This is a genomic window from Knoellia sp. p5-6-4 (assembly GCF_029222705.1).
GTDB lineage: Bacteria > Actinomycetota > Actinomycetes > Actinomycetales > Dermatophilaceae > Pedococcus_A.
Genome location: NZ_JARGZF010000001.1, coordinates 298,633 through 323,046 on the forward strand (window position 1 = coordinate 298,633; position 24,414 = coordinate 323,046).

Sequence of the window (24,414 nt, forward strand, 5' to 3'; positions counted from 1 at the left end):
CTCAGCTGGCCGCGCGCTGGCCCGGCGGGACGTCGCGGTCGTCCGACGTCTCGTCGCGCCCGCCGTCCGGGGTGGTCTCGTCGATGTCGGCCGCGGCGTCGTCGATCTCCGGCTCGTGCCGGTGGTGCCTGCCCTCGGCGGCGTCGAGCGCCTCCTCGAGCTCCTTGGCGGCGGTGCCGGGGCGGGCCGCCTCCTGCAGCTCGCGGGCCTTGGTCTTGGCGGCGGCGAGGATGCGGTCCTTCATCGAGGTGGCGTACATGTCGACGTACTCCTGCCCCGAGAGCAGCATCAGCTCGTACATGATCTCGTCGGTGATCGAGCGCAGGACGAAGCGGTCGTCCTCCATGCCCTCGTAGCGCGAGAAGTCCAGGGGCTTCCCGATGCGCACGCCGATCCGCATGATCTTCGGCACGACCTTGCCGGTCGGCTGTGCCTTGTCGGTGCCGATCATCGCCACCGGCAGCACCGGGCAGCCGGCCTCGAGGGCCATGCGGGCCACACCCGTGCGTCCGCGGTATAGCCGGCCGTCGGGTGAGCGCGTGCCCTCGGGGTAGATGCCGAGCACCTCGCCACGGCGCAGCACCTTCAGGCCCGAGCGCAGGGCTGCCTCACCGGCACGCCCGCCGCTGCGGTCGATGGGCAGCTGGCCGACGCCCTTGAAGAAGGCGGCCGTCATCCGGCCCTTGATGCCGCGACCGGTGAAGTAGTCGGACTTCGCGAGGAAGGTGACGCGGCGCTGCACCACGAGCGGCAGGAAGATCGAGTCCGAGAACGAGAGGTGGTTGCTCGCCAGGATCGCCGGACCGTCCTCGGGGACGTTCTCCTCCCCCTCGACCCACGGCCGGAACAGCAGCTTCAGGATCGGGCCGAGGACAACCGTCTTGAGAACCCAGTAGAACAACGTGGCACCTCCCGCCTGTGACGCGCTGAACTCTACGACACTATCGACGCCACCATGCCTCCATGCGAGGATGCGCGCGACCCCACCGAGCGTCCCCTTCGGGCGCCAGTCCCGACAGGAGTGCCTCGTGCCCGTCATGCCCGGCGCAGAGCCCTACGCCCACGAGGGCTCCGACACCGGCGTCCTGCTCGTCCACGGCTTCAGCAGCACCCCGCAGAGCATGCGGCCGTGGGGCGAGCACCTGGCCGCCAAGGGCTACACCGTGCGGGTGCCCCGGCTGCCCGGCCACGGCACCACCTGGCAGGAGATGAACCGCACCCGGTGGGAGGACTGGTATGCCGTGGCCGACCGTGAGTTCCGTGAGCTGCGCGAGCGCTGTGCCCACGTGTTCGTCGGCGGCCTGTCCATGGGCGGTGGCCTCGCCCTCGCGCTGGCACAGGAGCACGGCCCGCGGGTGAGCGGCCTGGTGCTGGTCAACCCCGCCGTGATGTTCAAGGACTGGCGCGTGCGCTTCGTGCCGCTGCTGAAGAACGTCGTCGGGGGCCTGGAGGCCATCGCCAACGACATCAAGAAGGAGGGGGTGACCGAGCTGGCCTACGACCACACGCCGCTGAAGGCGGGGCACTCCCAGCTGGTCGCCTGGAAGAACCTGACGCGCGACCTGCCCGAGGTCACGCAGCCGGTGCTGCTGCTCCGCTCCCCGGAGGACCACGTCATCCCGCCGGAGTCCTCGGCCATGGTCCTTTCTCGCATCTCCAGCGACGACGTCACCGAGATCCTGCTGCACGACAGCTACCACGTGGCTACCCTCGACAATGACGCGCCGCGCATTTTCGACGAGTCGGTGGCCTTCATCGAGCGCCTGAGCTCCTAGCCGACCTCGACCGGCCAGGACGGAGAACCATGAGCGACAGGGACGTGGACGCCCAGTTCGCGGACATCATCGCGCACTGGGACGACGTCGCGCCGCTCCCCGAACGCGGCCCCGACGCCCCGCAGACGAACGACTCGCCGACCGCGGCCGGCCTCGACGCCCTCGAGGGCGCCGACGACGACGCCCCCCGGTCGGCCTTCGAGGACGGTGCAAGCGGGCACCCCGGCTCAGGGGCCGACACCGACGGCACCAGCAGCACCGACGGCACCGGCCCGGGCGCACCGCACCGGCGGTTCAGTGCGATCAACCCCTCGCCCCTGAACCCGGCGGTGAACCCGCCCCCCACGCTGGGCGGCATCCCCGTGTGGCGGGGGGCGACCTCCGACGCCGGGGCCGCTGGCCCCGCCGCGGACCGCCCCCGGGGCGCGGGCGACGACGAGCACTTCGAGCCGGGGCCGACCGCGCCGCTCCCCCCGCAGGAGGACCTCCACTTCTGGGGCATCGTGGTGGGTCTCGTGGCGGGGCCGCTGATCCTGCTCTGGCTCGTGATCTTCCGCCCGGACGTCAGCGACTGGTGGGTGCTGGGCGCGCTGACCCTCACGGTCGGCGGGTTCGTGCTCCTGGTGCTGCGCCAGCCGCACAGCCGGGACGAGGACGACCCCGACAACGGCGCCCGCGTCTAGCCCGCTCAGCCGCGACGCTGCTCAGATTGCTGCTCGGCCTGCTGCTCGGCCTCCTCGACCGCCTCCCCGGCCACGGCCACGTCGGTCTCGGTCCGCGCCGTGGGGCGCGGCTGGGGGTCGAGGTCGAGGTCGACCCACACGGGCCGGTGGTCGGTGGCGGCCACCAGGTCTGCCTCGTCGAGCTCCACCGGGGTGTGCGGCAGCACGGCCAGCTCGGGTGAGGCGAACACGACGTCGAGCAGCCGCCGCGGGCTGCGGGCGGGGTAGGTGGGCGTCGTCGGCGAGACCAGCCGCAGCGGGGCGGCGAGCAGCTGCCACGCCCTGCCGGTGTCGCCCTCGTTGAGGTCGCCGGCCAGCACGACCGGGCCGCCGGCCGACAGCGTCCGCAGGATCTGGCCGGCGTGTCGTTCGCGTTCCTCGGCGTCGAGGCTCAGGTGCACGCTGGCGACCACGATCGGCTGGTGACCGGCCGGCGCGACGCGGATCACGGCATACCCGCGGGTGCGCTGCAGGCGCGCCACCCGCAGCCGGTGGTGGCGGGACTCGGCCACCTGCACGCGCAGCGAGGTGAAGATCGTGGTGCCGCCGCTCCCCCGGTGCCGACCGGACCAGTACAGGCCGCAGCGAGCCGCGAAGGCCGCGACACGGAAGGAGGAGAACAGCCGCCGTGGCACCTCTTGGAGGCACAGCACATCGGGGTCGACCGCCCGGATGACGCGGGCGGCCGCGGCCGGGTCGTCCTTGAAGTCGCGCAGGTTGTACGACGCCACCCGGATGCTGGTCATGACCGGCTCAGCCCTGCGGGACCGGGTCCGGGGCCACCCGGGGGTCGGCGCCGGCGCCGACCCGGGCGAGGTCCGCGGCCCCGATGAGCCCGGCCTCGTTGCCCAGCCTGGCAGCCACGATCTCGGCCTCCGGCCGGTAGCCGCGGCCGGTGAGGTGCTTGCGGAACGTCTCGCGCGCCGGGCCGAGGAGCAGGTCACCGGCCGCGCTGACGCCCCCGCCGATGACGAAGATGCCCGGGTCGAAGGCGGCCGCGAGGTTGGCTATGCCGACGCCGAGCCACTGCCCGATCTCGGCCAGGAGCTCGACGGCGGTCTGGTCGCCGGCCTGGGCCGCCTCGGTGATGAGGGGGCCGGTGAGGTTGGCCGGGTCGCCCCCGACCCGGTCGAGCAGGTCGCTGGCGATCGGGCTGTTGGCCGTCATCAGCGAGCGCGCCTCGCGCACGAGGGCGTTGCCCGAGGCGTACTGCTCCCAGCAGCCGCGGTTGCCGCACTCGCACCGCTGCCCGCCCGGCACCACCTGCATGTGGCCGAACTCGCCCGCGATGCCGAACCGGCCGCGCACCACCTGGCCGTTCATGAGCAGCGCCCCGCCGATCCCGGTGCCGAGCGTCACCATCATCACGTGCGTGTGCCCCTGGGCGGCACCGAAACGCCACTCTGCCCACGCCGCCGCGTTGGCGTCGTTGTCGACGAAGATCGGCACCGGCACCCGGCGCTGCAGCGCGTCGCGCAGCGGCTCGTGGCGCCAGGACAGGTGCGGGGCGAAGACGACCGTCGCGCGGTCGGCGGCCACGAAGCCCGCCGCCCCGATTCCCACGGCGACCACGGAGCCCGCACCGACGACGCCCAGGAGCTCGTCGACGACCTCCACGATGGTGTTCTCCACCACCCCCGGCTTCTTCGAGCGGTGCGGGGTGTCCCGCCGCGCGCGGTGGAGCACCACGCCCCGTGGGTCGACGACCCCGCCGGCGACCTTGGTGCCGCCGATGTCGATGCCGATGCTCAGCGCATCCGGCGGGCCGCTCACTCCAGCACCCCCTCGGCCGCGATCGCGGCGGCCCCGATGAGGCCGGCGTCGTTGCCCAGGGAGGCGGGCACGATGCCGGCCACCGGCCGGTGGCCCCGCCCGGTGAGCTGACGTCCGTAGGCCGCCCTGACCGGGTCGAGCAGCAGGTCCCCCGCCTCGGCGACGCCGCCGCCGATGACGATGAGCTCGGGGTCGAGGATCGCCGCCACCGAGGCCGCCCCCTCCCCGATCCAGGTGCCGAGGTCGGCGAGCAGCTCGACCGCGGCGGGGTCACCGCCCTGCGCCACCTCTGTCACGTCACGACCCCTCAGCGCAGCCGGGTCACCCCCGCAGGCGTCGGCGAGAGCTGCTCCGTGCGGCGTCCCTGACGCGACCAGCTCGCGCGCCTCGCGCAGCAGGGCGTTGCCCGACCCGTACTGCTCCCAGCAGCCGCGGTTGCCGCAGCCGCAGCGGATGCCGCCCGGGACGACCCGCATGTGCCCGAGCTCCCCGCCGATGCCGTAGGCGCCGCGCAGCAGCTTGGAGTCGCTGACGATGCCGCCTCCGACACCGGTGCCGATCGTGATGAGCACCATGTCGTCGGCCTCGCGGGCGGCGCCGAAGCGGAACTCCCCCCACGCCGCCGCGTTGGCGTCGTTCTCGATCGTGACCGGGTAGCGCACCAGCGCCTCGAGCCGCTGCTTCAGCGGCTCGTCACGCCAGGCCAGGTTGGGGGCGAAGAGCACGTGCGAGCCGGTGCGGTTGACGAAGCCGGCGCACGCCACGCCCACACCGACGACCTCCTGGTCGGTGTCCGCGGACAACGCGGCCACCAGCGCGGCGGCGTCGTGGGCGATGCGGTCCGGGTCGTGGGCCGGTGTGTCACACCGCGCCTCGGCGAGGATCCGCCCCTCCAGCGAGACCAGTCCCGCCGCGATCTTGGTGCCTCCGATGTCGAGTCCGATGGTGGCCGTCACGGTGCTGTGCTCTCCTGCGTGCGTCGGGGGCGGTCGGTGGTGGGTGCGGTGCCCGGCTCATCCTCGTCGTCGACGGCGATGTCCTGCACGCGTTGTCCACGAGGTGGTGCCGGTGGTGGGGGTGGAGGTTGCGGGCCGAACCGGTCGGCGGCGATGTCGCGCAGCGCGCCCGAGAGGGCGGCAGCCAGGTCGGCGAGCCGCTCGACCGTCTCGGGACGCACGGAGCGCAGCAGCGAAATGCCCTGGCAGACCGGGCACAGCTGGCAGGCGAGCGCCTCACCGGCACGGCTGGAGACGCCGCAGTGCTCGCACCGGGTGGTGGGCCGGGCGCCCGATGCGTGTCCGTCGGCACGGTGGGCACGCTGGTCAGGGTCGGCGCCGGGATCGGCCGCGGCCTCGTCGTCGTGGTCGGCGGTGTCGCGGTCACCGGCGTCGTGGTCGGCAGCCGGGGCCTCCCCTGCGGGGACGCCGAGCCCCTCGGCCCACCCGCCGAGCGCCTCGAGCAGCCGGGCGGTCTCCTCGGCCACCGAGCCGACGGGCTCGCGCCCCTGCCGCTGCCCTGTGCCCTGGTCAGCCACGTGGCCACACCTCCTCGTTGGGGACGAACCGCACTCGCAGCAGGCCCTCGCGGACCGAGGCGCTCTGGACGTCGCATCGTTGCAGGGCGGCCGGCAGTGTCAAGACCCGGCGGTGGTCGCCGACGGCCACGAGCAGCTCGTGGTCGCGCCGCTGGAGGCCGACGTCGGAGGCGGAGACCAGCGGCAGGGGCAGCGACAAGGTGAAGCCCTGCCGGGTCCGGGTGACGGTCAGGCCGCGGTGGGCGACCGGTTCGAGCAGCGCGGCCGTGCCGGAGCCGTCCGGGTCCTGGGCGACGGCGAGCTCGTCGAGCGCGTCGGGGCCGATGGGCTCGCGCGCGAGGTAGGGCGAGACCACGACGGGCAGTCCGGCGAAGGACTCGCGGACCTCCACCAGTCCCTCCTGCTGGGCCTCGTTCCAGGCGCTGCGCCACGGATCCGGCGGCGCATCCGCGCCGACCTCCTGCGCCGCATCGGGGAAGACCCGGTTGACCACCACCGCGTCGACGACGAAGCCGTAGAGGCTGAGCGAGGTCCAGGTGCGCCGCGACTCGGCGATGACCACGCGCTCCGGGGTGAGCACGAGACGCACCGAGGTGCCGTCGCCGGTGAGCAGCCGCTGCAGCTCGCGCAGGTGCCGGTGCCAGCCACTGACGATGTCGACGACCTCGGGGGCCGGCAGCGGCATACCGACCGCCGCGGCGGCTGCGGGCCGCAGCGATCGGATGAGCCCCCGCTGGCCCGGCAGCAGCCGGTCGAGGTGCCAGGCGAGCGCCTCGGGAAGGGCGAGCAGCCTCAGGGTCTCCGCCGTGGGGGCGCAGTCCACGACGACGAGGTCCCACGCGCCCGACTCCACCTGGGTGCGCAGCTCCAGCAGCGCGGCGATCTCCTCCGTCCCTGGCAGCGAGGTCAGCTCCTCGGCGACCACCGCGTCGATGCCGAGCGTCGCCAGCACGGAGAGCAGGTAGTCCTGCACGACCCGCCACGAGCTGTCGAACGCGTGCTGCGGGCCGATCTGCAGGGCCGACAGGCCGGGCTCGACCTGCACCGGCACGGGCCTGGCCTGCGAAGTGGCGCCCGACCCGCGGTGGTCCGTGAGGTCGACGTCGAGCGCGTCACCGAGGGAGTGCGCTGCGTCGGTCGACATGACCAGTGTCTTGATGCCGGACCGGGCCGCCCGCACGGCGGTGGCGGCGGCCGTCGTCGTCTTGCCGACCCCGCCCTTGCCGGTGAAGAGGATGACGCGCATACGCGGACGTGGAAGCAGGTGAGCGGGCCGGGTCCGGACTCAGCCCTCGACGCGCTTCTTGAGCTCCTTGAGCGCGGTGTCGATGATGACCTTCTCGGCCTTGCGCTTGAGCATGCCGAGCATCGGGACCTTGACGTCGACCGCGAGGCGGTAGGTCACCGTGGTGAGCTCCCGTGCCGTGGCCGTGAGGGTGTAGGAGCCGTTCATGGCCTTCAGGACGGTGCCCTGCACGAGCTGCCACGAGAGCACCCCGGTGCCGTTCTTCTGGATGTCCCACTCGTAGTCGAGGACGTAGGTGTCCTTGATGACCCCGGCGTCGAGGGTGAACTGCACCTGGTCGGCCCAGCCGTCACCCTCCTCGGACAGCACGACGACCTGCTTGACCTCTGCGGCCCAGCTCGGGTAGCTCTCGAAGTCGGCGATCACGTCGAGGACCTCGCCCGGTTTGGCGGCGATGTCGATGCTGGACTCTGTGCGGTCGGCCATGGCCGGAAGGCTACAGCGTGCCCTCTTCGAGCACGTCCTTGAGTGCGTGCACGGCGCGCTTCCACCGCAGCTGGTGACGCGCGGCGACGTCGGCGGGCGCTCCGCGGCCTCGCGAGCCGCGCACGTAGTGGTGCAGGATCACGCCGTCCCAGTACGGCTCGATCCAGACCTCCATCTCCCCCACCACGGCCCCGTCGACACACCACCGCAGCCCCTTGGGACCGCGGTCGCGCACGAGCGTGCGCCGCAGGTGGGGCCAGAGCCGGTCGAGCCGGTCGGCGTCGTCGAACCAGCCCCGGACCACCGCGGGAGCGGCGCGCAGGTAGGTCTCGTCGATGATGTCGACGCGCGAGGTGTTGTGGCTCATGACGCTCTCGGGACGGGCTCGTGTCGGCTCAGGTCTGCGGCGGGCGGGTGTGAGAAGGACCGCAGCCTCCCACCGGGAGGCTACCGGTCGGTACAGTGCGGGTCAGCACCAGAACGCGTCGAAGGAGACCCAGTGCAGGACCACGCCGTCCCCCCGCTCGTCGAGCCCACGACCGAGGGGAGCCTTGCCGACCTGCCGGCCCGCAACGCAACCCGTGCACCCCACCGGGTCGCCTTCGCCAAGAAGCTCGGCGACGAGTGGGTCGACGTGACGGCGGCGCAGTTCCACGACGAGGTGCGCGCGGTGGCCAAGGGCCTCGTCGCGAGCGGACTGCGCACCGGTGACCGGGTCGGCATCATGAGCAAGACGCGCTACGAGTGGACGGTCGCCGACTTCGCGATCTGGACCGCCGGCGGGGTGTCCGTCCCCATCTACGAGACCTCCTCCGCCGAGCAGGTGCTCTGGATCCTCAAGGACTCGGGCGCCCGCGGCGTCATCGTCGAGACGCCGGCCCACGAGGCGACCGTGGCCGAGGTGCGCGACGACCTTCCCGAGCTCGAGCACGTGTGGCAGATCGACGCGGGTGGACTCGAGTCGCTCGTCGAGCTCGGCTCGGGTGTCACCGACGCCGACCTCGACGCGGCCCGCGAGGGCGTCGACCGCACCTCGGTCGCGACCATCATCTACACGTCGGGTACGACCGGGCGGCCCAAGGGCTGCCAGCTGACCCACGGCAACTTCATGGCCCTGTCCGAGAACGCGGTGCGGCGCCTGGAGCAGGTGGTCCGCTCGGAGGGCGCCTCCACCCTGCTCTTCCTGCCGCTCGCCCACGTCTTCGCGCGCTTCATCCAGGTGCTGTGCGTCAGCGGGGAGGCGAAGATGGGGCACAGCGCCGACATCAAGAACCTGCTGGCGGACTTCGCGAACTTCAAGCCGACCTTCATCCTCTCGGTCCCCCGGGTGTTCGAGAAGATCTACAACTCGGCGGAGCAGAAGGCGACCGCCGAGGGCAAGGGCAAGATCTTCGCCACCGCCGCGGAGACCGCCATCGCGTGGTCGACGGCGCTCGACGCCGGCGGCGCCGGCCTGGGCCTGCGCCTGCGCCACGCGGTCTTCGACAGGCTCGTCTACGGCAAGCTGCGGGCCGCCATGGGCGGCCGGGTGCTGTATGCCGTGTCCGGCGGGGCCCCGCTCGGGACGCGCCTCGGTCACTTCTTCCGCGGCATCGGCGTCACCGTGCTCGAGGGCTACGGCCTGACCGAGACCACCGCGCCGGCCACCGTCAACATCCCCGAGCGCGTGAAGATCGGCACCGTCGGCCCGCCGCTGCCGGGTGTCGGGATCCGCATCGCCGAGGACGGCGAGGTGCTCATCCGGGGCAACAACGTCTTCTCCAGCTACCACAACAACGAGGAGGCCACCTCGGCCGCGGTGCGGGACGGCTGGTTCCACACCGGCGACATCGGCGAGCTCGACGACGACGGCTACCTCAAGATCACCGGTCGCAAGAAGGAGCTGCTCGTCACCGCCGGCGGCAAGAACGTCGCGCCGGCAGTGCTCGAGGACCGCCTGCGCGCCCACCCGCTGGTCTCGCAGTGCATCGTCGTCGGCGACCAGAAGCCGTTCATCGGCGCGCTGGTCACCCTCGACCCCGAGATGTACCCCACCTGGGCGAGGAACAACGGCATCGAGGGCGTCAGCCTCGAGCAGGCTCGCACGAACGAGGTGGTGCTCGCCGAGATCCAGCGGGCCGTCGACGAGGCCAACAAGGCGGTCTCCAAGGCGGAGTCGATCCGCAAGTTCACCATCCTCGAGGGCGACTTCACCGAGGAGAACGGCTACCTGACCCCGTCGATGAAGCTCAAGCGCAACATCGTGATGAAGGACTTCCACACCGACGTCGAGGCGCTCTACTCCTGAGCCGAGCCGGTGCGCCGTCCGCGGCGGCGGACCTCTACCGTTCTGGGCATGCCTCCTCGCACCACCTCGAGCCAGGCCACCGCTTTCGCGGTGGCCTGGCTCGCGTACTTCCTGGCCCTGCAGTGGAGCGTGGTGCGCTTTCGGGTCCCCATCGTGCTCGCCCTCACGGCGTGCGCGGGCGCCCTGGCCCTGTGGCAGTGGCGCCGGGCCCCGGTGACGCTCACCCCGCCCGCGGTGACCGGCATGCTCGCCGGCAGCGCGCTGGCGACGCTGGTGGTGCCGCTGTTCTCCTACCTCGACGCCACCGGCCTCGCGGTCGCGACGACCGCGCTGGTGGCCGGCCCGCTCGTCGCGGCGGCCCTCCTGTGGTCGGGTCGAGAGCGCGCGGCGCTGCCCGCCCTGGCGACGAGCATCGGTGCGTATGCCGTGGCGGGCACCACCGCGGTCGTCACCGACCCGGCGCCGAAGATCGACGTGTGGGTGACCCTCCAGCAGGCCAGCGACGCCCTCGCCCGCGGCGAGAGCTTCTACGAGGTGACCTGGTCCGGATCACCCGGCATCCAGGACGCCTTCACCTACCTGCCGTTCACCACCGTGCTGCTCGCCCCGGGTCGCTGGCTCGCCGGCGACGTCCGCTGGGCCCTGCTCGTGTGGACCCTGGTCGCGGCGGCCGGCGCCTGGGCCCTGGCCGCGCCAGGTCCCCGCTGGCGGGCCGCCGCGGTGGTCGCCCTGCTGCTCTTCGCACCGGGCACCCTCACCCAGGTCGACCAGGCCTGGACCGAGCCGCTGCTGCTCGCCGGCCTCGTGTGGTGGGCAGTGCTCGTCGACCGCGGCGGCCGGGCGGCCTGGTGGGCGGTGCTGCCGCTGGCCCTCGCGTGTGCGAGCAAGCAGCACCTGGCCGTGCTGCTGCCGGTGCTGCTGGTCTGGCGGCCCTTCGGGGTCCGTCGCACGCTCGCGACCGGCGTTCTCACCGGGCTGTTCATCGCGCCGTGGTTCCTCGCCGGGCCGTCCGACTTCCTGCACGACACGGTCACCCTGCTGGTGTCGTTCCCGCCCCTGAAGTTCGCCAACACCCTCTACCTGCTGGCACTGAACACCTTCGGGGTCACGCTGCCGTTCTGGGTGACCGGGCTGGTCGTCCTGGGCACGCTGGGCGGCGTCATCGTGGTGGTCCGGCGCCGCCAGCCGGCCCTGCCTGAGGTGCTGCGCTGGCTCGCCCTGGTGCTCCTGGTGGCCAACCTCGTCAACAAGCAGGCCTTCTACAACCAGTTCTGGCTGGCCGGGGCCCTCGTCGTCGTCTCGCTGGCGGTGGCCGCCCGGCCGGCGGTCAGGCCCGCGCCAGCCGCCCCAGGTAGGACAGCCACTGCCGTGTGAACGCCTCCTCGGTCGTGCCGAGCACGGCCGAGAACGCCTGGCGCGTGTTCTCCTCGGGGTCGCCGGGCGCCGCGGAGGGGCTGGGCCGGGTCGCCGCCCGCAGGTAGAACCGGACGAGCGCCTGCTCCCCGTGCTGGTCGACGATGGAGCAGGCGGCCAGCCAGGCGGCGTTGTAGCTCGGCGCGATGGTCGAGGTGGCAGGGTCGAAGTCACGCTCGGTCGGCAGGGCGTTCGGGCCGCTGCCGCTGCGCACTCGGTCCAGGAGCGCCTCGGCGATGGTGGTGCGCGGCAGGTCGACCCCGCGGTAGCCGACGTAGTCGGCCAGGCCTTCCGAGAGCCAGAGCGGCACCGCGCGCGTGGTCGAGGCCCGCACCGCGACGTGCGTGGTCTCGTGCGTGACGACCACCTCCTGCCCCGTGGGGTGCAGCCGGGCGAAGGCCTGGGGGTTGAGCACGATGCGGTCGGCCCCTGCCCTGCCGTCGGCCCCGAGGGCGCCGTCGGTGACGGCGGCGACCTGGTCGACCCCGGCCGCGTCCTGACCGAGCTGCTCAGCCATCTCGCCGGCCGTCGCGGGCACGACGAGCACCACCCGCGAGCCCCAGGGCTTGGTCCAGACCTGGCCGACCCGGGAGACGGCCCGGTCACCGAGGCGCCGGTAGAGGTCCGGGTCGCGCACCTTCCCGCTCGCGACGACCAGCGTGCTGCGGCCGGCGAGCACCCGCAGGTCCGGCAGGTCCCACAGCTGGGCCTGGGTGCCGCCGTCGGAGTCGTCGGCCAGCCTCCAGCCGTCGGCCCGGCGGACGGCGGTCAGGTGGGTCTCGTAGGTCCGCGGCCCGCGGTCGTAGCCCTTGAGCGCGTACCTGCCCTCGACGCGGGCGACCCAGGCCTCGGGGCCGACCTGCCCCGCCCGCTCGGGGCTCAGCGCCGGGGCGGGCTCGGGTGTGCCGTAGTCGAAGGTGCCGAGCGGCAGGCGCACCAGGTTGTCGAACGCCTCGAGCTGGCGGAGCCCGAAACCGGACCGGGGGCTGTCGAGGGTGGCCACGAAGCGGGCGCGGTCGCGTGCGAGGACGGCCGCGGCGCGCTCGTCGAGCAGGTCCTGCAGCGCCTCGACCCGGGCGACGGCAGGGTCGGTGGTGGGGCTCTGGGGCGTCGAGTCACCGGCGGAGGCGGAGGTGGTCGCCGGGCCCGCGGAGGCGGGGCGAGGCGGACCTTCGACGTGGGGCGCGCCGGAGCAGCCTGAGACGAGGACGACCAAGGACAGCAGGGCGACCAGGACCCTGTGGGCGGCGAGGCGCCGCCGGCCCACCTCGCCGTTCCGCCGGCCGTCGTCCCGGCCGCACGCCCGCATGCTCACGCGGGCCATCGTAGGCACGGGGCGCAGGAGCCGGCGGGGCTGTTCAGCCGACGGCGCGCGCCGCGTCCCACGGCTCGCGCCGCGCCCGCAGCCCGGTGGCCTCCTGCGGCGTGACGAGGCCAGAGGCGACGAACAGGGTCACCGCGGCGCGCTCAGCCGCGTCGAGCGGCAGGTCCGCGGTCGCCGGCGCCAGGAGCGCCGTCACCATGCAGTCACCGCAGTGGAGCTCACGGACCGGGCAGGACGTGCAGTCGATGATCACCGTGATCACCCCTTCCTCTTGGTTGCCCCCGACGGTAGGAGCGACCACCGACAGCGACCCCACAGCGGACCTCCCTCCGGACCCCGCAGCGGCCCGGAGGACGCCGACGACGGGCCGGCGGGGAACCGGCGCAGCCACCTGCAGGCGCGCCTTCGCCGGGCTGTCGGCGCCCCGGCATACCGTCTGGCGCATGCAGATGGTCCAAGGCACCTTCGACGACCTGGGCACCGCGCTGTCCGGGGTCACCTTCGTCGTCGTCGACCTCGAGACCACCGGCGGAAGCCCCGCCGAGTCGCAGATCACCGAGATCGGCGCCGTGCGGGTCCGCGGCGGCGAGGTGCTCGGTGAGTTCCAGACCCTGGTCAACCCCGGCGCCCCGATCCCGGCGTTCATCCAGGTGCTCACCGGCATCACCGACGCCATGGTCGCCACCGCGCCGCGCATCGATTCGGCGCTCCCCGCGTTCCTCGAGTTCGCCCGGGGGTCGGTGCTCGTGGCCCACAACGCCGGCTTCGACATCTCCTTCCTCAAGGCCGCCGCCGCTCGTACGGGCAACCGCTGGCCGGGCTTCGAGGTGCTCGACACCGTCACCCTGGCGCGCCAGCTGGTCCCGCGCGACGAGACCCGCAACCACAAGCTCTCCACTCTCGCGGCCCACTTCGGCTCCCCCACGACGCCCGACCACCGGGCGCTGCACGACGCGCGGGCCACCGTCGACGTCCTGCACGCGCTCATCGAGCGGGTCGGCAACCTCGGCGTGCACACCCTGGAGGAGCTCACCAGCTACACCTCGCGCGTGGCGCCGTCCACGCGGCGCAAGCGCTACCTCGCCCAGGACCTGCCGTCGGCCCCGGGCGTCTACCTGTTCAAGGACGGGCAGGGCCGGGTGCTCTACGTCGGCACCTCCGTCAACATCCGCACGCGCGTGCGCAGCTACTTCACCGCCTCGGAGCAGCGCACCCGCATGGCCGAGATGGTGCGCCTCGCCGAGAGCGTCACGCCCATTGTCTGCGCCACCACCCTCGAGGCCGAGGTGCGCGAGCTGCGCCTCCTCGCCGAGCACAAGCCGCGCTACAACCGGCGGTCCAAGGCCCCCGAGCGGGGGGTGTGGGTGAAGCTGACCGTCGAGGCCTTCCCGCGCCTGAGCATGGTGCGCGAGGTGCGTCGCGACGGGGCCCGCTACATCGGCCCGTTCTCCGGCCGCGCCGCCGCCGAGGCCGCGATCGCCGCGGTGCACGAGGTCATCCCGCTGCGCCAGTGCGTGCAGCGGCTCTCCCCCTCGAAGCCGGTGAGCGCCTGCGCGCTCGCCGACATGGGCCGGTGCGGCGCCCCCTGCACGGGGGCCCAGAGCGTGCAGGAGTATGCCGTCGTGGCCGGACGGGCGATGGCCGCCCTGGCCGGCGACAGCCGCGACGTCGTCACTGCCCTGCGGGCGCGCATGGTCACCCTCGCCGAGCAGGAGCGCTTCGAGGACGCCGGCACGCTGCGCGACCGCCTCCTCGCCCTGGTGCGCGGCATGGCCCGCAGCCAGCGCATCGCCCCGCTGGCAGCCAGCGCCGAGATCGTCGCGGCGAGGCCGGCCGCCCTCGGCGGCTGGGAGCTCGTGTGCATCCGCCACGGCAGGCTCGCCGGCAGCAGCGTCTCCCCTCGAGGCGCCGACCCGATGCCCTACGTGCAGGCCCTGCGGGCCAGCGCCGAAGCGGTCCTGCCCGCGCCGGCACCGGCACCGGCAGGCACGGCCGAGGAGTCGGAGAAGATCCTGCGCTGGCTCGAGTCGCCCGGGGTCAGGCTCGTCGACCTCGACGGGCAGTGGACCTGCCCGGTCGGCGGCGCCGGCGCCGCACGGGCCCAGCTCGAGCCCCAGTCCGTGTCGCGCCACGAGGCGGCCGGCTTCGTCGCCGCGTCCTGACCCGCCGCACTACTGTGGCCCCGTGATCTCTGCCATCGTCCTCATCAACGCCGAAGTCGACCGCATCCCCGAGGTGGCCCAGGCCATCGCCGAGCTCGACGGCGTGAGCGAGGTCTACTCGGTCGCCGGCGACGTCGACCTGATCGCCATGGTGCGGGTGCGGGCGCACGAGGAGCTCGCCGACGTCATCGCCGACCGGCTCAACAAGGTCGACGGTGTGACCGGTACCTCGACCCACATCGCCTTCCGCACCTACTCGCGGCACGACCTCGAGGCCGCCTTCAGCCTCGGCCTCGACGACGAGTAGCCGGGCCGCGCCACCGGCGCCGCGGTCCGGCCATGTGAGTGGCGCTGCTGCCGTCGGCGCGGTGTTGGCGCTCGGTGTCCGGCTGCGCTGGCTCACCCTCGGCCTGACGGGCGCAGCGCTGCTCGCTCTCGGCGCCCGTTACGAGAGGCGCCGCCGTGACGCGGTGCGGGCGGCACACTGGTTCGCCCACCTGCACTGACCTGTCGCGGGCGCTCAGAGGTCGTCGCGCTGGCTGGCCTGTGCCCAGGCGTCGAGCCGGCGCAGCGCCTCCCCGGAGTCCAGCGCCTGCTCGGCGCGGTCCATCCCGCGGCGCACGCCGGAGAGGAAGTCCTCAGCGGTGGGGCCGCCGTCGGGCTCGGTGAGCGCGAGCGCGATGCCGGCGTTGAGGACGACCGCGTCGCGCACCGGTGAACGCAGGCCCTCGAAGAGCTGTCGGGCCACGCTCGCGTTGTGCGCTGCGTCGGCTCCCCGCAGGCTCTCCAGGGGGTGCAGCTCCAGACCGAGGTCGCGCGGGTCGAGCCGGTGCTCGCGCACCTGGCCGTCCCGCACCCACCACACCCGCGAGGTCGTGCTGATGGTGAGCTCGTCGAGGCCGTCGTCGCCGCGGAACACCGCCGCGTCCTTGCCTCGCCCGGCGAACACACCGGCCATCAGCGGCGCCACGCGGGCGTCCGCGACGCCCACCGCGGCATACGTGGGGCGGGCCGGGTTGGTCAATGGGCCGAGGAGGTTGAACGCGGTGGCGATGCCCAGGTCGCGCCGGGCCTCGGCAGCGTGCCGCATCGAGGGGTGGAACGTCTGCGCGAAGCAGAAGGTGATGCCGGCGAGCTCGGCCACCCGGGCCACCTGACCGGGGCTCAAGGTGAGGTTGACCCCGAGGGCCTCCAGGACGTCTGCCGAGCCCGAGGACGACGACGCGGCCCGGTTGCCGTGCTTGACGACGCGGATCCCGCACGCCGAGATCACCACCGAGGACATCGTGGAGATGTTGACCGAGTGCGACCGGTCACCGCCCGTGCCCACGATGTCGAGGCTGGGTTCGGCGACCTCGATGGGGCGCGCGTGCTCGAGCATGACGTCGGCCAGCCCGCGCACCTCGTCGACGCTCTCGCCCTTGGCGCGCAGCGCCACCAGGAAGCCGGCCTGCTGCACCGGTGACGCCTCACCGGACATGATCTGGTCCATGGCCCAGGCGGCAGCCTCCGTGTTCAGGTCCTCGCCGGCGAGCAGGGAGGTGAACAGGTCCGGCCACGTGAACGCAGCCGGCGCCGACGAAGCCATCGGCGTCAGGCCGTTGCCTGGCGGCCGCGGCGCCCCAGCTCGGCCACCGCGGAGGCCAGGGCGATCGGGTCGAGGGGGTGCGGCACCGCGAGGTCGGCCTGCGACCACGTGGCCAGCCAGCCGTCCTGCGGGCGGCCCGTCAGCACCAGGACGGGCGGGCAGTTGTAGAGCTCGTTCTTCAGCTGCCGGCACAGGCCGAGACCGCCGGTGGGGGCCGCCTCGCCGTCCAGCACCAGCACGTCGAAGTGACCGTTCTCCACGGCCTCGATGACCGCGGGGGCGGTGGCGCACTCGCGCCACCGCGTGACCTCCACGTCGCGGGCCGGACGGCGGCCGACGTTGACACGAACGGCGTCGCGGGTGGTGATGTCGTCGCTGTAGAGCAGCACCGAGATCTGGCGGACGGCGGAGCCGCCGGTAGCCGGGTTCGAGGCTGCGGTCGCGTGCGGAGCGGTCATGGCGTGAATCCTAGCGGGGCCGCCCGGACCGGCAGGAGACACACCCGCCGGTCGAGGGCAGCAGGCCGCGGGCGCAGGCACCTGCCGACCCCGTCTGCGCGGTTCGGGCACACCGCGCGCGCCCGCCCCGCACACCGACGACACCCAAGGGGGGGTCGACGGTGTGCCGCGATGCGAATGTGGCAATAATGGCGCACGTGGCGACAGCATCCGCAGTGCAACCAGGTACCCCCGGCCCCGTAGGGTCCATCCCCGGACACGGTCCCGTGACCCGCCCGAACATGGTCTCGGTCGGGACGATCGTGTGGCTCGCCAGCGAGCTGATGTTCTTCGCGGGCCTGTTCGCGATGTACTTCACGATCCGCGGGGTCGAGCCGGAGCTGTGGGACGAGCGCACGAGCCAGCTCAACATCCCCTTCGCCACCATCAACACCCTGATCCTCGTGATCTCCTCGGTGTGGTGCCAGCTCGGCGTCCACGCCGCGGAGCACGGCAAGGCGCACCGGGGTGACGCGACGCTGTTCAACATCAGCGCCTGGGGCATGCGCGAGTGGTACGTGCTCACCTACATCTTCGGCGCGGTCTTCGTCTCCGGCCAGGTGCTCGAGTACGCCGAGCTCGTCCACGAGGGCGTCACCCTCGCGTCCGACGCCTACGGCTCGGTCTTCTACCTCACCACCGGCTTCCACGCCCTCCACGTGACCGGCGGTCTGCTCGCCTTCCTGCTGATCATCGGCCGCACCTTCACGACCCGGACCTACAGCCACAACCAGGCGGCCGGCGCTGTCGTGACCTCCTACTACTGGCACTTCGTCGACGTCGTGTGGATCGCGCTCTTCGCGACGATCTACCTGCTGCGGTGAGAGCCATCCGGAACAGCCCCCGTAACCGAACAACTCGACGACAGCACACGTTCAGGAGCGCACTGTGAACGCACTGGCCGCCCGCCGACGGCACCCGGCCGCCATCGCCCTCCTCATCCTGGTGGGCCTCCTGGTGACCGGCGCGGCCTATGCCGCCCTGGCGCCGAAGCCGGCCCAGGCCTCCACCACGAGCGCCGCCCAGGTCGAGGAGGGCAAGAAGCTCTTCCAGGCCAACTGCTCGACCTGCCACGGCCTCAACGGCGAGGGCACGCAGGACGGCCCGAGCCTCGCGGGCGTCGGCGCCGCCGCGGTCGACTTCCAGGTCGGCACCGGTCGCATGCCCATGACGCGCCCCGACGTGCAGGCCCCCCGCAAGGAGGTCCAGTTCAGCGACGAGGACATCGCCGCCATGGCCGCCTACGTCGCGTCGCTGGCGCCGGGCCCGGCCGTCCCCGAGGAGGAGTACGCCTCCGGAGAGGGCGGTGACGTCGCCAAGGGTGCCGAGCTGTTCCGCGTCAACTGCGCCATGTGCCACAACTTCGCCGGTTCCGGCGGAGCCCTGACCCGCGGCAAGTACGCCCCCTCGCTGCGCGACATCGAGGGCAAGCACATCTACGAGGCGATGGCCACCGGCCCGCAGTCGATGCCCGTCTTCAACGACACCAACATCAGCCCGGAGAGCAAGCGCGACATCATCGCGTTCCTGCACACCCTCGACGAGCAGGAGAACGTCGGCGGCATGGCGCTCGGCAACCTCGGCCCTGTCTCCGAGGGGCTGTTCATCTGGGTGTTCGGCCTCGGCATCATGATCGGCTTCGCCGTCTGGCTCGGACAGAAATCGGCCTGATGCCCACCGCACTCGACCACTGCGAACCGACAGGATCGACCACAGCATGAACGAACACGGCACTGAGCACGGCGGCCAGGTGGCCCAGCCGGGATCCGAGGGCTACGGCAGCTCCGCGGTGCGGCTCGACCAAGGGCACATCGAGGGCACCGGCGGCCTGCCGGCGCGCTTCGAGAACCCGGGCATGCCCCCGCACATCCACCGCGCCGCCGACCTCGACGAGCGCGCCGCCAAGCGCGCCGAGAAGCAGGTCGCCGCGATGTTCGGCCTCTCGATGCTCGGCACCTTCGTCTTCATCGTCGCCTACTTCGCGATCCCGATGGAGAACCAGGTCTTCATCCCGGGTATCGGCAAGGCCAACCTGTCCAACGTCGTCCTCGGCGTCTCGCTGGCCCTCGGCCTGCTCGGCATCGGCATCGGCGCGGTCCACTGGGCCAAGACCCTCATGCCCGACGAGGAAGTGGTCGAGGAGCGCCACCCGCTGCGCTCCCCCGACGAGGCCCGTGGCGGCTTCGTCAAGACGATGCTGACCGGTGGCACCGACGCCCAGCTCGACCGCCGTCCCCTCATCAAGTACAGCCTCGGTGGCGCCCTCGGCCTGTTCGCCCTGCCGATGGTGCTGCAGGTGGCCGGCAGCCTCGGCCCCCTGCCGAAGGACGAGCTCTCCAAGACCATGTGGAAGAAGGGCGACCGCCTCGTGCGCGACCCCGAGCACACCCCGATCAAGGCCACCGACGTGACCATCGGCTCGGTCTTCCACGTGCTGCCGGAGTCCATCAAGGAGTCCCACCACGTCCTCGAGGACAAGGCCAAGGCCGCCGTCCTCCTCATGCGCCTCGAGCCGGGCATCATCCAGGTCGCCAAGGCACGCGACTGGGGCTACGAGGGCATCGTCGCCTACTCCAAGATCTGCACGCACGTGGGCTGCCCCGTCGGTCTCTACGAGCAGCAGACGCACCACCTGCTGTGCCCGTGTCACCAGTCCACCTTCGACGTGACGCAGGACTGCAAGGTCATCTTCGGCCCGGCCAAGCGACCGCTGCCCCAGCTGAAGATCACCGTTGACGCCGAGGGTTACCTGGTGGCCGACGCCCCGTTCCAGGAAGCAGTCGGCCCGAGCTTCTGGGAGCGTGGATGAGCACCGCAGACAACGCATCTGGCGCAGACCGACTGCGCGCCAACGACGCCCGACCCGAGGCCCCCGTCGGTGGCGGCCTGAGGAAGGTCGGCGGCGTCGCCGGCTGGGTCGATGACCGCACCGGCGCCGCCAAGGGCGTCGGCTACCTCATGAAGAAGGTCTTCCCCGACCACTGGTCGTTCATGCTCGGGGAGGTGGCAATGTACTCGATGGTCATCTGCCTGCTCACCGGCGCCTTCCTCACCTTCTGGTTCGTCCCGAGCGCGGGGCAGGTCGTCTACGAGGGCTCCTACCTCCCGCTGCGCGGCGTGACGATGTCCGAGGCCTACCGCTCGACGCTGGACATCTCCTTCGACATCCGCGGCGGCCTGATCATCCGGCAGATCCACCACTGGGCGGCACTGCTGTTCATCGTGGCGATCAACGTGCACATGATGCGCGTGTTCTTCACCGGCGCCTTCCGCAAGCCGCGTGAGCTCAACTGGGTCCTCGGCGCGCAGCTGTCGATGCTGGCTCTCGTCGAGGGCTTCGCCGGCTACTCCCTCCCCGACGACCTGCTGTCGGGCACCGGCCTGCGGGCCGCCGAGGGCTTCATGCGCTCCATCCCCGTGATCGGCAGCTACGTCTCGTACTTCGTCTTCGGTGGAGCCTTCCCGGGCGAGGCGATCATCCCCCGCCTCTACTCGGTGCACGTGCTGCTGCTCCCGGCGATCCTCGTCGGTCTGTTCACCGCCCACATCGTGCTGGTTGCCGTGCAGAAGCACACCCAGTTCCCCGGGCCCGGCCGCACCAACGAGAACGTCGTCGGCTTCCCGGTCATGCCGGTGTATGCCGCCAAGGCCGGCGGGTTCTTCTTCATCGTCTTCGGCGTGGTCGCCCTGATCTCGGCCCTGGTGACGATCAACCCGATCTGGGCGTACGGTCCCTACGACCCGTCGCCGGTGACCGCGGGCTCGCAGCCCGACTGGTACATGGGCTTCGCCGACGGCGCCCTGCGACTGCTGCCGGGCTGGCTCGAGTTCGAGGCGTTCGGGTTCACGTTCAGCTTCAACGTCATGATCGGCGCCATCCTGCTGATCCCGGTGATGTACGGCCTGATCACCCTCTACCCGTTCCTCGAGGAGTGGGTGACCGGCGACAAGCGGGAGCACCACCTGCTCGACCGCCCGCGCAACAACCCGACGCGCACCGGTATCGGCATGGCCGGCATCGCCGCCTACGCCGTGCTGATGTTCGCCGCGGGCAACGACCTGATGGCGATCAAGCTGGGCCTGTCCATCAACGACATCACCATCGCGCTGCGGACGCTCTTCTTCGTCCTGCCCGTGGTCGCCTTCTGGGTCACCAAGCGGATCTGCCTGAGCCTGCAGCGCCGCGACCGCGACCTGGTGCTGCACGGCCGGGAGACCGGACGCATCATCCGCACCGCGGAGGGCCGCTTCTACGAGCGGCACGAGCCGCTCGACCCCTACACCCGCTGGAAGCTGGTGCAGCACGAGCAGCACCGGCCGCTGGAGCTCGAGTCGGGGGTCGACGAGAACGGTGTGGCTGCGCCCAACGCTCGCAGCCAGCGTCTTCGGGCGAAGGTGTCGCACTTCTTCTTCAAGGACCGCGTCGAGCCCGTCACCCCGGCAGAGCTCGAGGCCGCCCATCACGACGGCCACCACGCGGAGGAGATCGAGCACCAGGAGCCCGGTGGCGCCCCGCTCGTCGAGATGGCGTCGTCCAGCTCCGGTGACAACCCGGACACGGCGGAGCCCGGCCGACACCGCGGTCACTGAGCCTGCAGTACGGCTGTCGCGAGAGGTGCCGCACCCCTTCCCGGGGTGCGGCACCTCTCGCCTTTTCCGGCCTGGGTGGAGTCCCCGCTCAGCGCCGCTCGAGCAGCTCGCCCAGGCGCTGCTCGGCCCCAGCCGGGGCAGGGTCGATGTCGAGCACCTTCGTGCGGCTGTGCTCCCCCGTCACGAGCCGGACGTCACCACGAGGCACACCGAAGGCCGCCGCCACCGCGTCGAGGACCGCTGCCGTCGCAGCGCCCTCCACGGCCCGCTGGGCCACCCGCACCACCAGCGCAGGCGCCTGTCCCCCGGTCCCGTCGCCGTAGCGCCCTCCCACGGCCGTGCGGGACGCGCCGGGCCGGACCCTCACGGTGATGCGCACGCAGCCAGCATGGCAGGCTGGTGCGCGTGCAGGAGATGAGCCGTCAGGAGTTCGAGGACGCCGTCGGTGACGCCCTCGATGCCGTGCCCGCCGAGCTCATGGCCCTGCTCGACAACGTCGTCTTCTTCGTCGAGGACGAACCGCCACCCGAGGACCCGGACCTGCTGGGGGTCTACGACGGGGTGCCCCTCACCGAGCGGGGCGACGCCTGGGCGATGGGCGCACTTCCCGACCGCATCACGGTCTACCGCGGACCACTGCTGCGCATGTGCGTCGACCGCGACGAGCTGCTCGACGAGATCGCGATCACCGTCGTGCACGAGATCGCCCACCACTTCGGCATCGACGACCACCGCCTGCACGAGCTCGGCTGGGCCTGATGCCCCGTCACGAGGACACGAGTACCAAGCTGCCCCGCCCGGACAGCAGGACGCCCCGCCGGTCTCCCGGCGGGGCGTCCTGGTCGGCGTGCTCGGCGGTCAGACCGCCTCGTCGCCCGTGAAGTACTCGAAGGTCCAGCCGATGAGGGCGACGACCCCGAAGGCCGCACCGATGATGAACATCCACCAGCCGATGGCCAGGCCGAGGAAGCAGATCGAGGCTGCGGCGGCCAGCGGCAGCGGCCACCACGAGTGCGGGCTGAAGAACCCGTAGTCACCCTCGAGCTCGGCGATCTCCCCGCCCGGGTTGTCCTCGGGGCGCTCGGGCAGCCGTCGCCCGGTCGCCCAGAGGTAGAAGGCGATCATGCCGCCGAGGCCGGCGCTCAGCAGCAGCGCGACCGGTCCCACCGGCTCCGACCAGTCCGTGACGATGCCGTAGATGATCCCGACCGGGACGAAGAACGCCCCGACGATGAGGAAGAGCTTGTACTCGATCTTCACAGGGGTCAGCGCTCCTCGTGGAAACGGCCGTGCTTGTCCGTGCCGTCGAACTCGCCGGTCTGGTGGGGGTGGCGGCCCTGGCCGAGGTCGGCCGGACCGAGGACCTTGGCCAGCGTGTCGGCGTCCGGCTGCGGCCCGGCGACCGGGGCCGCCTCGGGGTGGTGCAGGTCGAAGGCCGGGCGCTCGGAACGGATCCGCGGGATGGTGTCGAAGTTGTGCCGCGGCGGCGGGCAGCTGGTGGCCCACTCGAGCGACGCGCCGTAGCCCCACGGGTCGTTGGTCTCGACCAGCGGCGCCGTGCGCCAGGTCTTCCAGACGTTGTAGAGGAACGGCAGGGTCGAGGCCGCCAGCAGGAAGGCGCCGGCGCTCGAGACGCGGTTCTCCCACGTGAAGCCGTCCTCGGGCAGGTAGTCGGCGTAGCGGCGAGGCATGCCGTCGACGCCGAGCACGTGCTGGATGAGGAAGGTCGTGTGGAAGCCGATGAACAGCAGCCAGAAGTGGATCTTGCCGAGCGTCTCGTCGAGCATGCGGCCGGTGAACTTGGGCCACCAGAAGTAGAAGCCGGCGAACATCGCGAAGACCACGGTGCCGAACACGACGTAGTGGAAGTGCGCCACCACGAAGTAGGTGTCGGACAGGTGGAAGTCCAGGGCGGGGCTCGAGAGGATGATGCCCGTCAGGCCTCCGAAGAGGAAGGTCACGAGGAAGCCGATGGTCCACAGCATCGGGGTCTCGAAGGTGACCTTGCCGCCCCACATGGTGCCGATCCAGTTGAAGAACTTCACACCGGTCGGCACGGCGATGAGCATCGTCATCACCGCGAAGAACGGCAGGAGCACTTGTCCCGTGGCGTACATGTGGTGCGCCCAGACCGTCACGGACAGGGCGGCGATCGCGATCGTCGCGAACACCAGCGTCTTGTAGCCGAAGATCGGCTTGCGGGAGAACACCGGCAGGATCTCGGTCACGATGCCGAAGAAGGGCAGCGCGATGATGTAGACCTCGGGGTGCCCGAAGAACCAGAACAGGTGCTGCCACAGCATCGGGCCGCCGTTGCCGGGGTCGAAGACGTGCGCGCCGAACTTGCGGTCGGCGCCCAGGGCCAGCAGCGCGGCGGCCAGCACCGGGAACGCCATCAGCACGAGGATCGAGGTCACCAAGATGTTCCAGGTGAAGATCGGCATCCGGAACATGGTCATGCCGGGGGCACGCATGCAGATGATCGTGGTGATGAAGTTGACGGCGCCGAGGATGGTGCCGAAGCCACCGAGGGCCAGACCGAAGACCCACAGGTCGCCGCCGAGGCCCGGGCTGTACGTCGCGTCGGACAGCGGCGCGTAGGCGAACCAGCCGAACGACGCAGCACCCGAGGGGGTGAGGAACCCGCCGGCCGCGATGAGCCCGCCGAACAGGTACAGCCAGTAGGCGAACATGTTCAGGCGCGGGAAGGCGACGTCGGGCGCGCCGATCTGGATCGGCATGAGGGCGTTGGCGAACCCGGCGAACAGCGGTGTCGCGAACAGCAGCAGCATGATCGTGCCGTGCATCGTGAACAGCTGGTTGAACTGCTCGGGGCTGTCCACCACCTGCAGTCCGGGGTTGATCAGCTCGGCCCGGATGACCAGCGCCATCAGGCCGCCCAGCATGAACCAGATGAACGCCGTGATGAAGTACAGGTTTCCGATGACCTTGTGGTCGGTCGTCGTCATCCACTTCACGACAGTGGCCCCGGGGGCAACCCGTCGGCGCGTGACGGT

The 24,414-nt window shown here is 71.9% G+C and carries 27 protein-coding genes; 12 read left to right on the plus strand and 15 right to left on the minus strand.

From position 1 onward, the window contains the following. Position 1 precedes the first annotated feature (1 nt). Positions 2-901, minus strand: a complete 900-nt coding sequence (locus tag P2F65_RS01440; RefSeq protein ID WP_275803426.1) for a lysophospholipid acyltransferase family protein — start codon at positions 899-901, stop codon at positions 2-4. A gap of 136 nt (positions 902-1,037) precedes the next feature. On the opposite strand from P2F65_RS01440, the gene P2F65_RS01445 reads away from it, so the two are divergent. After that, positions 1,038-1,775, plus strand: a complete 738-nt coding sequence (locus tag P2F65_RS01445) for an alpha/beta fold hydrolase (protein WP_275807204.1) — start codon at positions 1,038-1,040, stop codon at positions 1,773-1,775. Between the two features lie 29 nt (positions 1,776-1,804). Beyond that, positions 1,805-2,458 carry a hypothetical protein gene (locus P2F65_RS01450; RefSeq protein WP_275803428.1) on the plus strand — a complete coding sequence of 218 codons (654 nt, stop codon included), beginning with the start codon at positions 1,805-1,807 and terminating at the stop codon, positions 2,456-2,458. Between the two features lie 5 nt (positions 2,459-2,463). Here the strand turns inward: P2F65_RS01450 and P2F65_RS01455 are convergent, their stop codons facing one another. Genes P2F65_RS01455 through P2F65_RS01485 form a run of 7 tightly spaced genes read right to left on the minus strand, consistent with a single transcriptional unit; the run spans position 2,464 to position 7,903 of the window. Beyond that, a complete protein-coding gene (locus P2F65_RS01455) occupies positions 2,464-3,243 on the minus strand; it encodes an endonuclease/exonuclease/phosphatase family protein (protein ID WP_275803429.1) in 780 nt (259 codons plus the stop codon). A gap of 7 nt (positions 3,244-3,250) precedes the next feature. Then, complete coding sequence (locus P2F65_RS01460; RefSeq protein ID WP_275803431.1) at positions 3,251-4,270, minus strand: ROK family glucokinase; 1,020 nt, start codon at positions 4,268-4,270, stop codon at positions 3,251-3,253. Continuing rightward, complete coding sequence (locus P2F65_RS01465; protein WP_275803433.1) at positions 4,267-5,226, minus strand: ROK family glucokinase; 960 nt, start codon at positions 5,224-5,226, stop codon at positions 4,267-4,269. Before P2F65_RS01465 ends, P2F65_RS01460 begins: the two co-directional genes overlap by 4 nt. Next, complete coding sequence (locus P2F65_RS01470; protein ID WP_275803435.1) at positions 5,223-5,804, minus strand: hypothetical protein; 582 nt, start codon at positions 5,802-5,804, stop codon at positions 5,223-5,225. The genes P2F65_RS01465 and P2F65_RS01470 overlap by 4 nt, the downstream gene beginning before the upstream one ends. Next, entirely contained in the window at positions 5,797-7,050 is a 1,254-nt protein-coding gene (locus P2F65_RS01475; protein ID WP_275803437.1) for an ArsA family ATPase, read from the minus strand. Before P2F65_RS01475 ends, P2F65_RS01470 begins: the two co-directional genes overlap by 8 nt. Before the next feature lie 39 nt (positions 7,051-7,089). Then, entirely contained in the window at positions 7,090-7,536 is a 447-nt protein-coding gene (locus tag P2F65_RS01480; protein WP_275803439.1) for an SRPBCC family protein, read from the minus strand. A gap of 10 nt (positions 7,537-7,546) precedes the next feature. Then, positions 7,547-7,903, minus strand: a complete 357-nt coding sequence (locus P2F65_RS01485) for a hypothetical protein (protein WP_275803441.1) — start codon at positions 7,901-7,903, stop codon at positions 7,547-7,549. A 132-nt stretch (positions 7,904-8,035) separates the two neighbouring features. On the opposite strand from P2F65_RS01485, the gene P2F65_RS01490 reads away from it, so the two are divergent. Next, positions 8,036-9,823, plus strand: coding sequence for an AMP-dependent synthetase/ligase (locus tag P2F65_RS01490; RefSeq protein WP_275803444.1), 1,788 nt, complete (start codon positions 8,036-8,038; stop codon positions 9,821-9,823). 48 nt (positions 9,824-9,871) lie between these two features. Beyond that, entirely contained in the window at positions 9,872-11,197 is a 1,326-nt protein-coding gene (locus P2F65_RS01495; protein ID WP_275803446.1) for a hypothetical protein, read from the plus strand. Here the strand turns inward: P2F65_RS01495 and P2F65_RS01500 are convergent. Continuing rightward, positions 11,151-12,551, minus strand: coding sequence for a hypothetical protein (locus P2F65_RS01500; RefSeq protein ID WP_275803448.1), 1,401 nt, complete (start codon positions 12,549-12,551; stop codon positions 11,151-11,153). The two genes, P2F65_RS01495 and P2F65_RS01500, sit on opposite strands and share 47 nt — an antisense overlap. Positions 12,552-12,594: 43 nt before the next feature. Further along, the gene (locus P2F65_RS01505; protein ID WP_275803450.1) at positions 12,595-12,822 is read right to left on the minus strand and encodes a hypothetical protein; all 228 of its coding nucleotides are present in this window, start codon (positions 12,820-12,822) and stop codon (positions 12,595-12,597) included. A gap of 181 nt (positions 12,823-13,003) precedes the next feature. On the opposite strand from P2F65_RS01505, the gene P2F65_RS01510 reads away from it, so the two are divergent. Genes P2F65_RS01510 through P2F65_RS01520 form a run of 3 tightly spaced genes read left to right on the plus strand, consistent with a single transcriptional unit; the run spans position 13,004 to position 15,228 of the window. Then, a complete protein-coding gene (locus tag P2F65_RS01510) occupies positions 13,004-14,722 on the plus strand; it encodes a DEDD exonuclease domain-containing protein (RefSeq protein ID WP_275803452.1) in 1,719 nt (572 codons plus the stop codon). 22 nt (positions 14,723-14,744) lie between these two features. Beyond that, positions 14,745-15,029: an Lrp/AsnC ligand binding domain-containing protein gene (locus P2F65_RS01515; protein ID WP_275803454.1), complete on the plus strand. Its 285-nt coding sequence runs from the start codon at positions 14,745-14,747 to the stop codon at positions 15,027-15,029. A 34-nt stretch (positions 15,030-15,063) separates the two neighbouring features. Further along, positions 15,064-15,228: a hypothetical protein gene (locus tag P2F65_RS01520; RefSeq protein ID WP_275803456.1), complete on the plus strand. Its 165-nt coding sequence runs from the start codon at positions 15,064-15,066 to the stop codon at positions 15,226-15,228. A gap of 14 nt (positions 15,229-15,242) precedes the next feature. Here P2F65_RS01520 and trpD read toward each other — a convergent pair whose 3' ends face one another. Then, a complete protein-coding gene (trpD, locus tag P2F65_RS01525; protein WP_275803458.1) occupies positions 15,243-16,310 on the minus strand; it encodes an anthranilate phosphoribosyltransferase in 1,068 nt (355 codons plus the stop codon). A gap of 5 nt (positions 16,311-16,315) precedes the next feature. After that, positions 16,316-16,768 carry a hypothetical protein gene (locus P2F65_RS01530; RefSeq protein WP_275803460.1) on the minus strand — a complete coding sequence of 151 codons (453 nt, stop codon included), beginning with the start codon at positions 16,766-16,768 and terminating at the stop codon, positions 16,316-16,318. A 281-nt stretch (positions 16,769-17,049) separates the two neighbouring features. Here P2F65_RS01530 and P2F65_RS01535 point away from each other — a divergent pair, with 281 nt between their 5' ends. The 4 genes from P2F65_RS01535 to P2F65_RS01550 all read left to right on the plus strand — a co-directional run bounded on the left by P2F65_RS01535 (position 17,050) and on the right by P2F65_RS01550 (position 21,397). Next, a complete protein-coding gene (locus P2F65_RS01535; protein ID WP_275807206.1) occupies positions 17,050-17,631 on the plus strand; it encodes a heme-copper oxidase subunit III in 582 nt (193 codons plus the stop codon). Positions 17,632-17,695: 64 nt separating this feature from the next. Then, positions 17,696-18,478 carry a cytochrome c gene (locus P2F65_RS01540; protein ID WP_275803462.1) on the plus strand — a complete coding sequence of 261 codons (783 nt, stop codon included), beginning with the start codon at positions 17,696-17,698 and terminating at the stop codon, positions 18,476-18,478. Positions 18,479-18,524: 46 nt separating this feature from the next. Further along, positions 18,525-19,616, plus strand: coding sequence for a Rieske 2Fe-2S domain-containing protein (locus P2F65_RS01545; RefSeq protein ID WP_275803464.1), 1,092 nt, complete (start codon positions 18,525-18,527; stop codon positions 19,614-19,616). Further along, positions 19,613-21,397 carry a ubiquinol-cytochrome c reductase cytochrome b subunit gene (locus tag P2F65_RS01550; RefSeq protein WP_275803466.1) on the plus strand — a complete coding sequence of 595 codons (1,785 nt, stop codon included), beginning with the start codon at positions 19,613-19,615 and terminating at the stop codon, positions 21,395-21,397. The genes P2F65_RS01545 and P2F65_RS01550 overlap by 4 nt, the downstream gene beginning before the upstream one ends. An 88-nt stretch (positions 21,398-21,485) precedes the next feature. Here the strand turns inward: P2F65_RS01550 and P2F65_RS01555 are convergent, their stop codons facing one another. Continuing rightward, positions 21,486-21,776, minus strand: a complete 291-nt coding sequence (locus tag P2F65_RS01555; protein ID WP_275803468.1) for a DUF167 domain-containing protein — start codon at positions 21,774-21,776, stop codon at positions 21,486-21,488. Positions 21,777-21,811: 35 nt separating this feature from the next. Here P2F65_RS01555 and P2F65_RS01560 point away from each other — a divergent pair, with 35 nt between their 5' ends. Beyond that, entirely contained in the window at positions 21,812-22,156 is a 345-nt protein-coding gene (locus tag P2F65_RS01560; protein WP_275807208.1) for a metallopeptidase family protein, read from the plus strand. 99 nt (positions 22,157-22,255) lie between these two features. Here the strand turns inward: P2F65_RS01560 and P2F65_RS01565 are convergent, their stop codons facing one another. Together P2F65_RS01565 and ctaD are read right to left on the minus strand one after the other, a co-directional pair. After that, positions 22,256-22,657 carry a cytochrome c oxidase subunit 4 gene (locus P2F65_RS01565; RefSeq protein ID WP_275803471.1) on the minus strand — a complete coding sequence of 134 codons (402 nt, stop codon included), beginning with the start codon at positions 22,655-22,657 and terminating at the stop codon, positions 22,256-22,258. Between the two features lie 5 nt (positions 22,658-22,662). Next, positions 22,663-24,366, minus strand: coding sequence for a cytochrome c oxidase subunit I (ctaD, locus tag P2F65_RS01570; protein ID WP_275807210.1), 1,704 nt, complete (start codon positions 24,364-24,366; stop codon positions 22,663-22,665). Between the last annotated feature and the right edge of the window lie 48 nt (positions 24,367-24,414).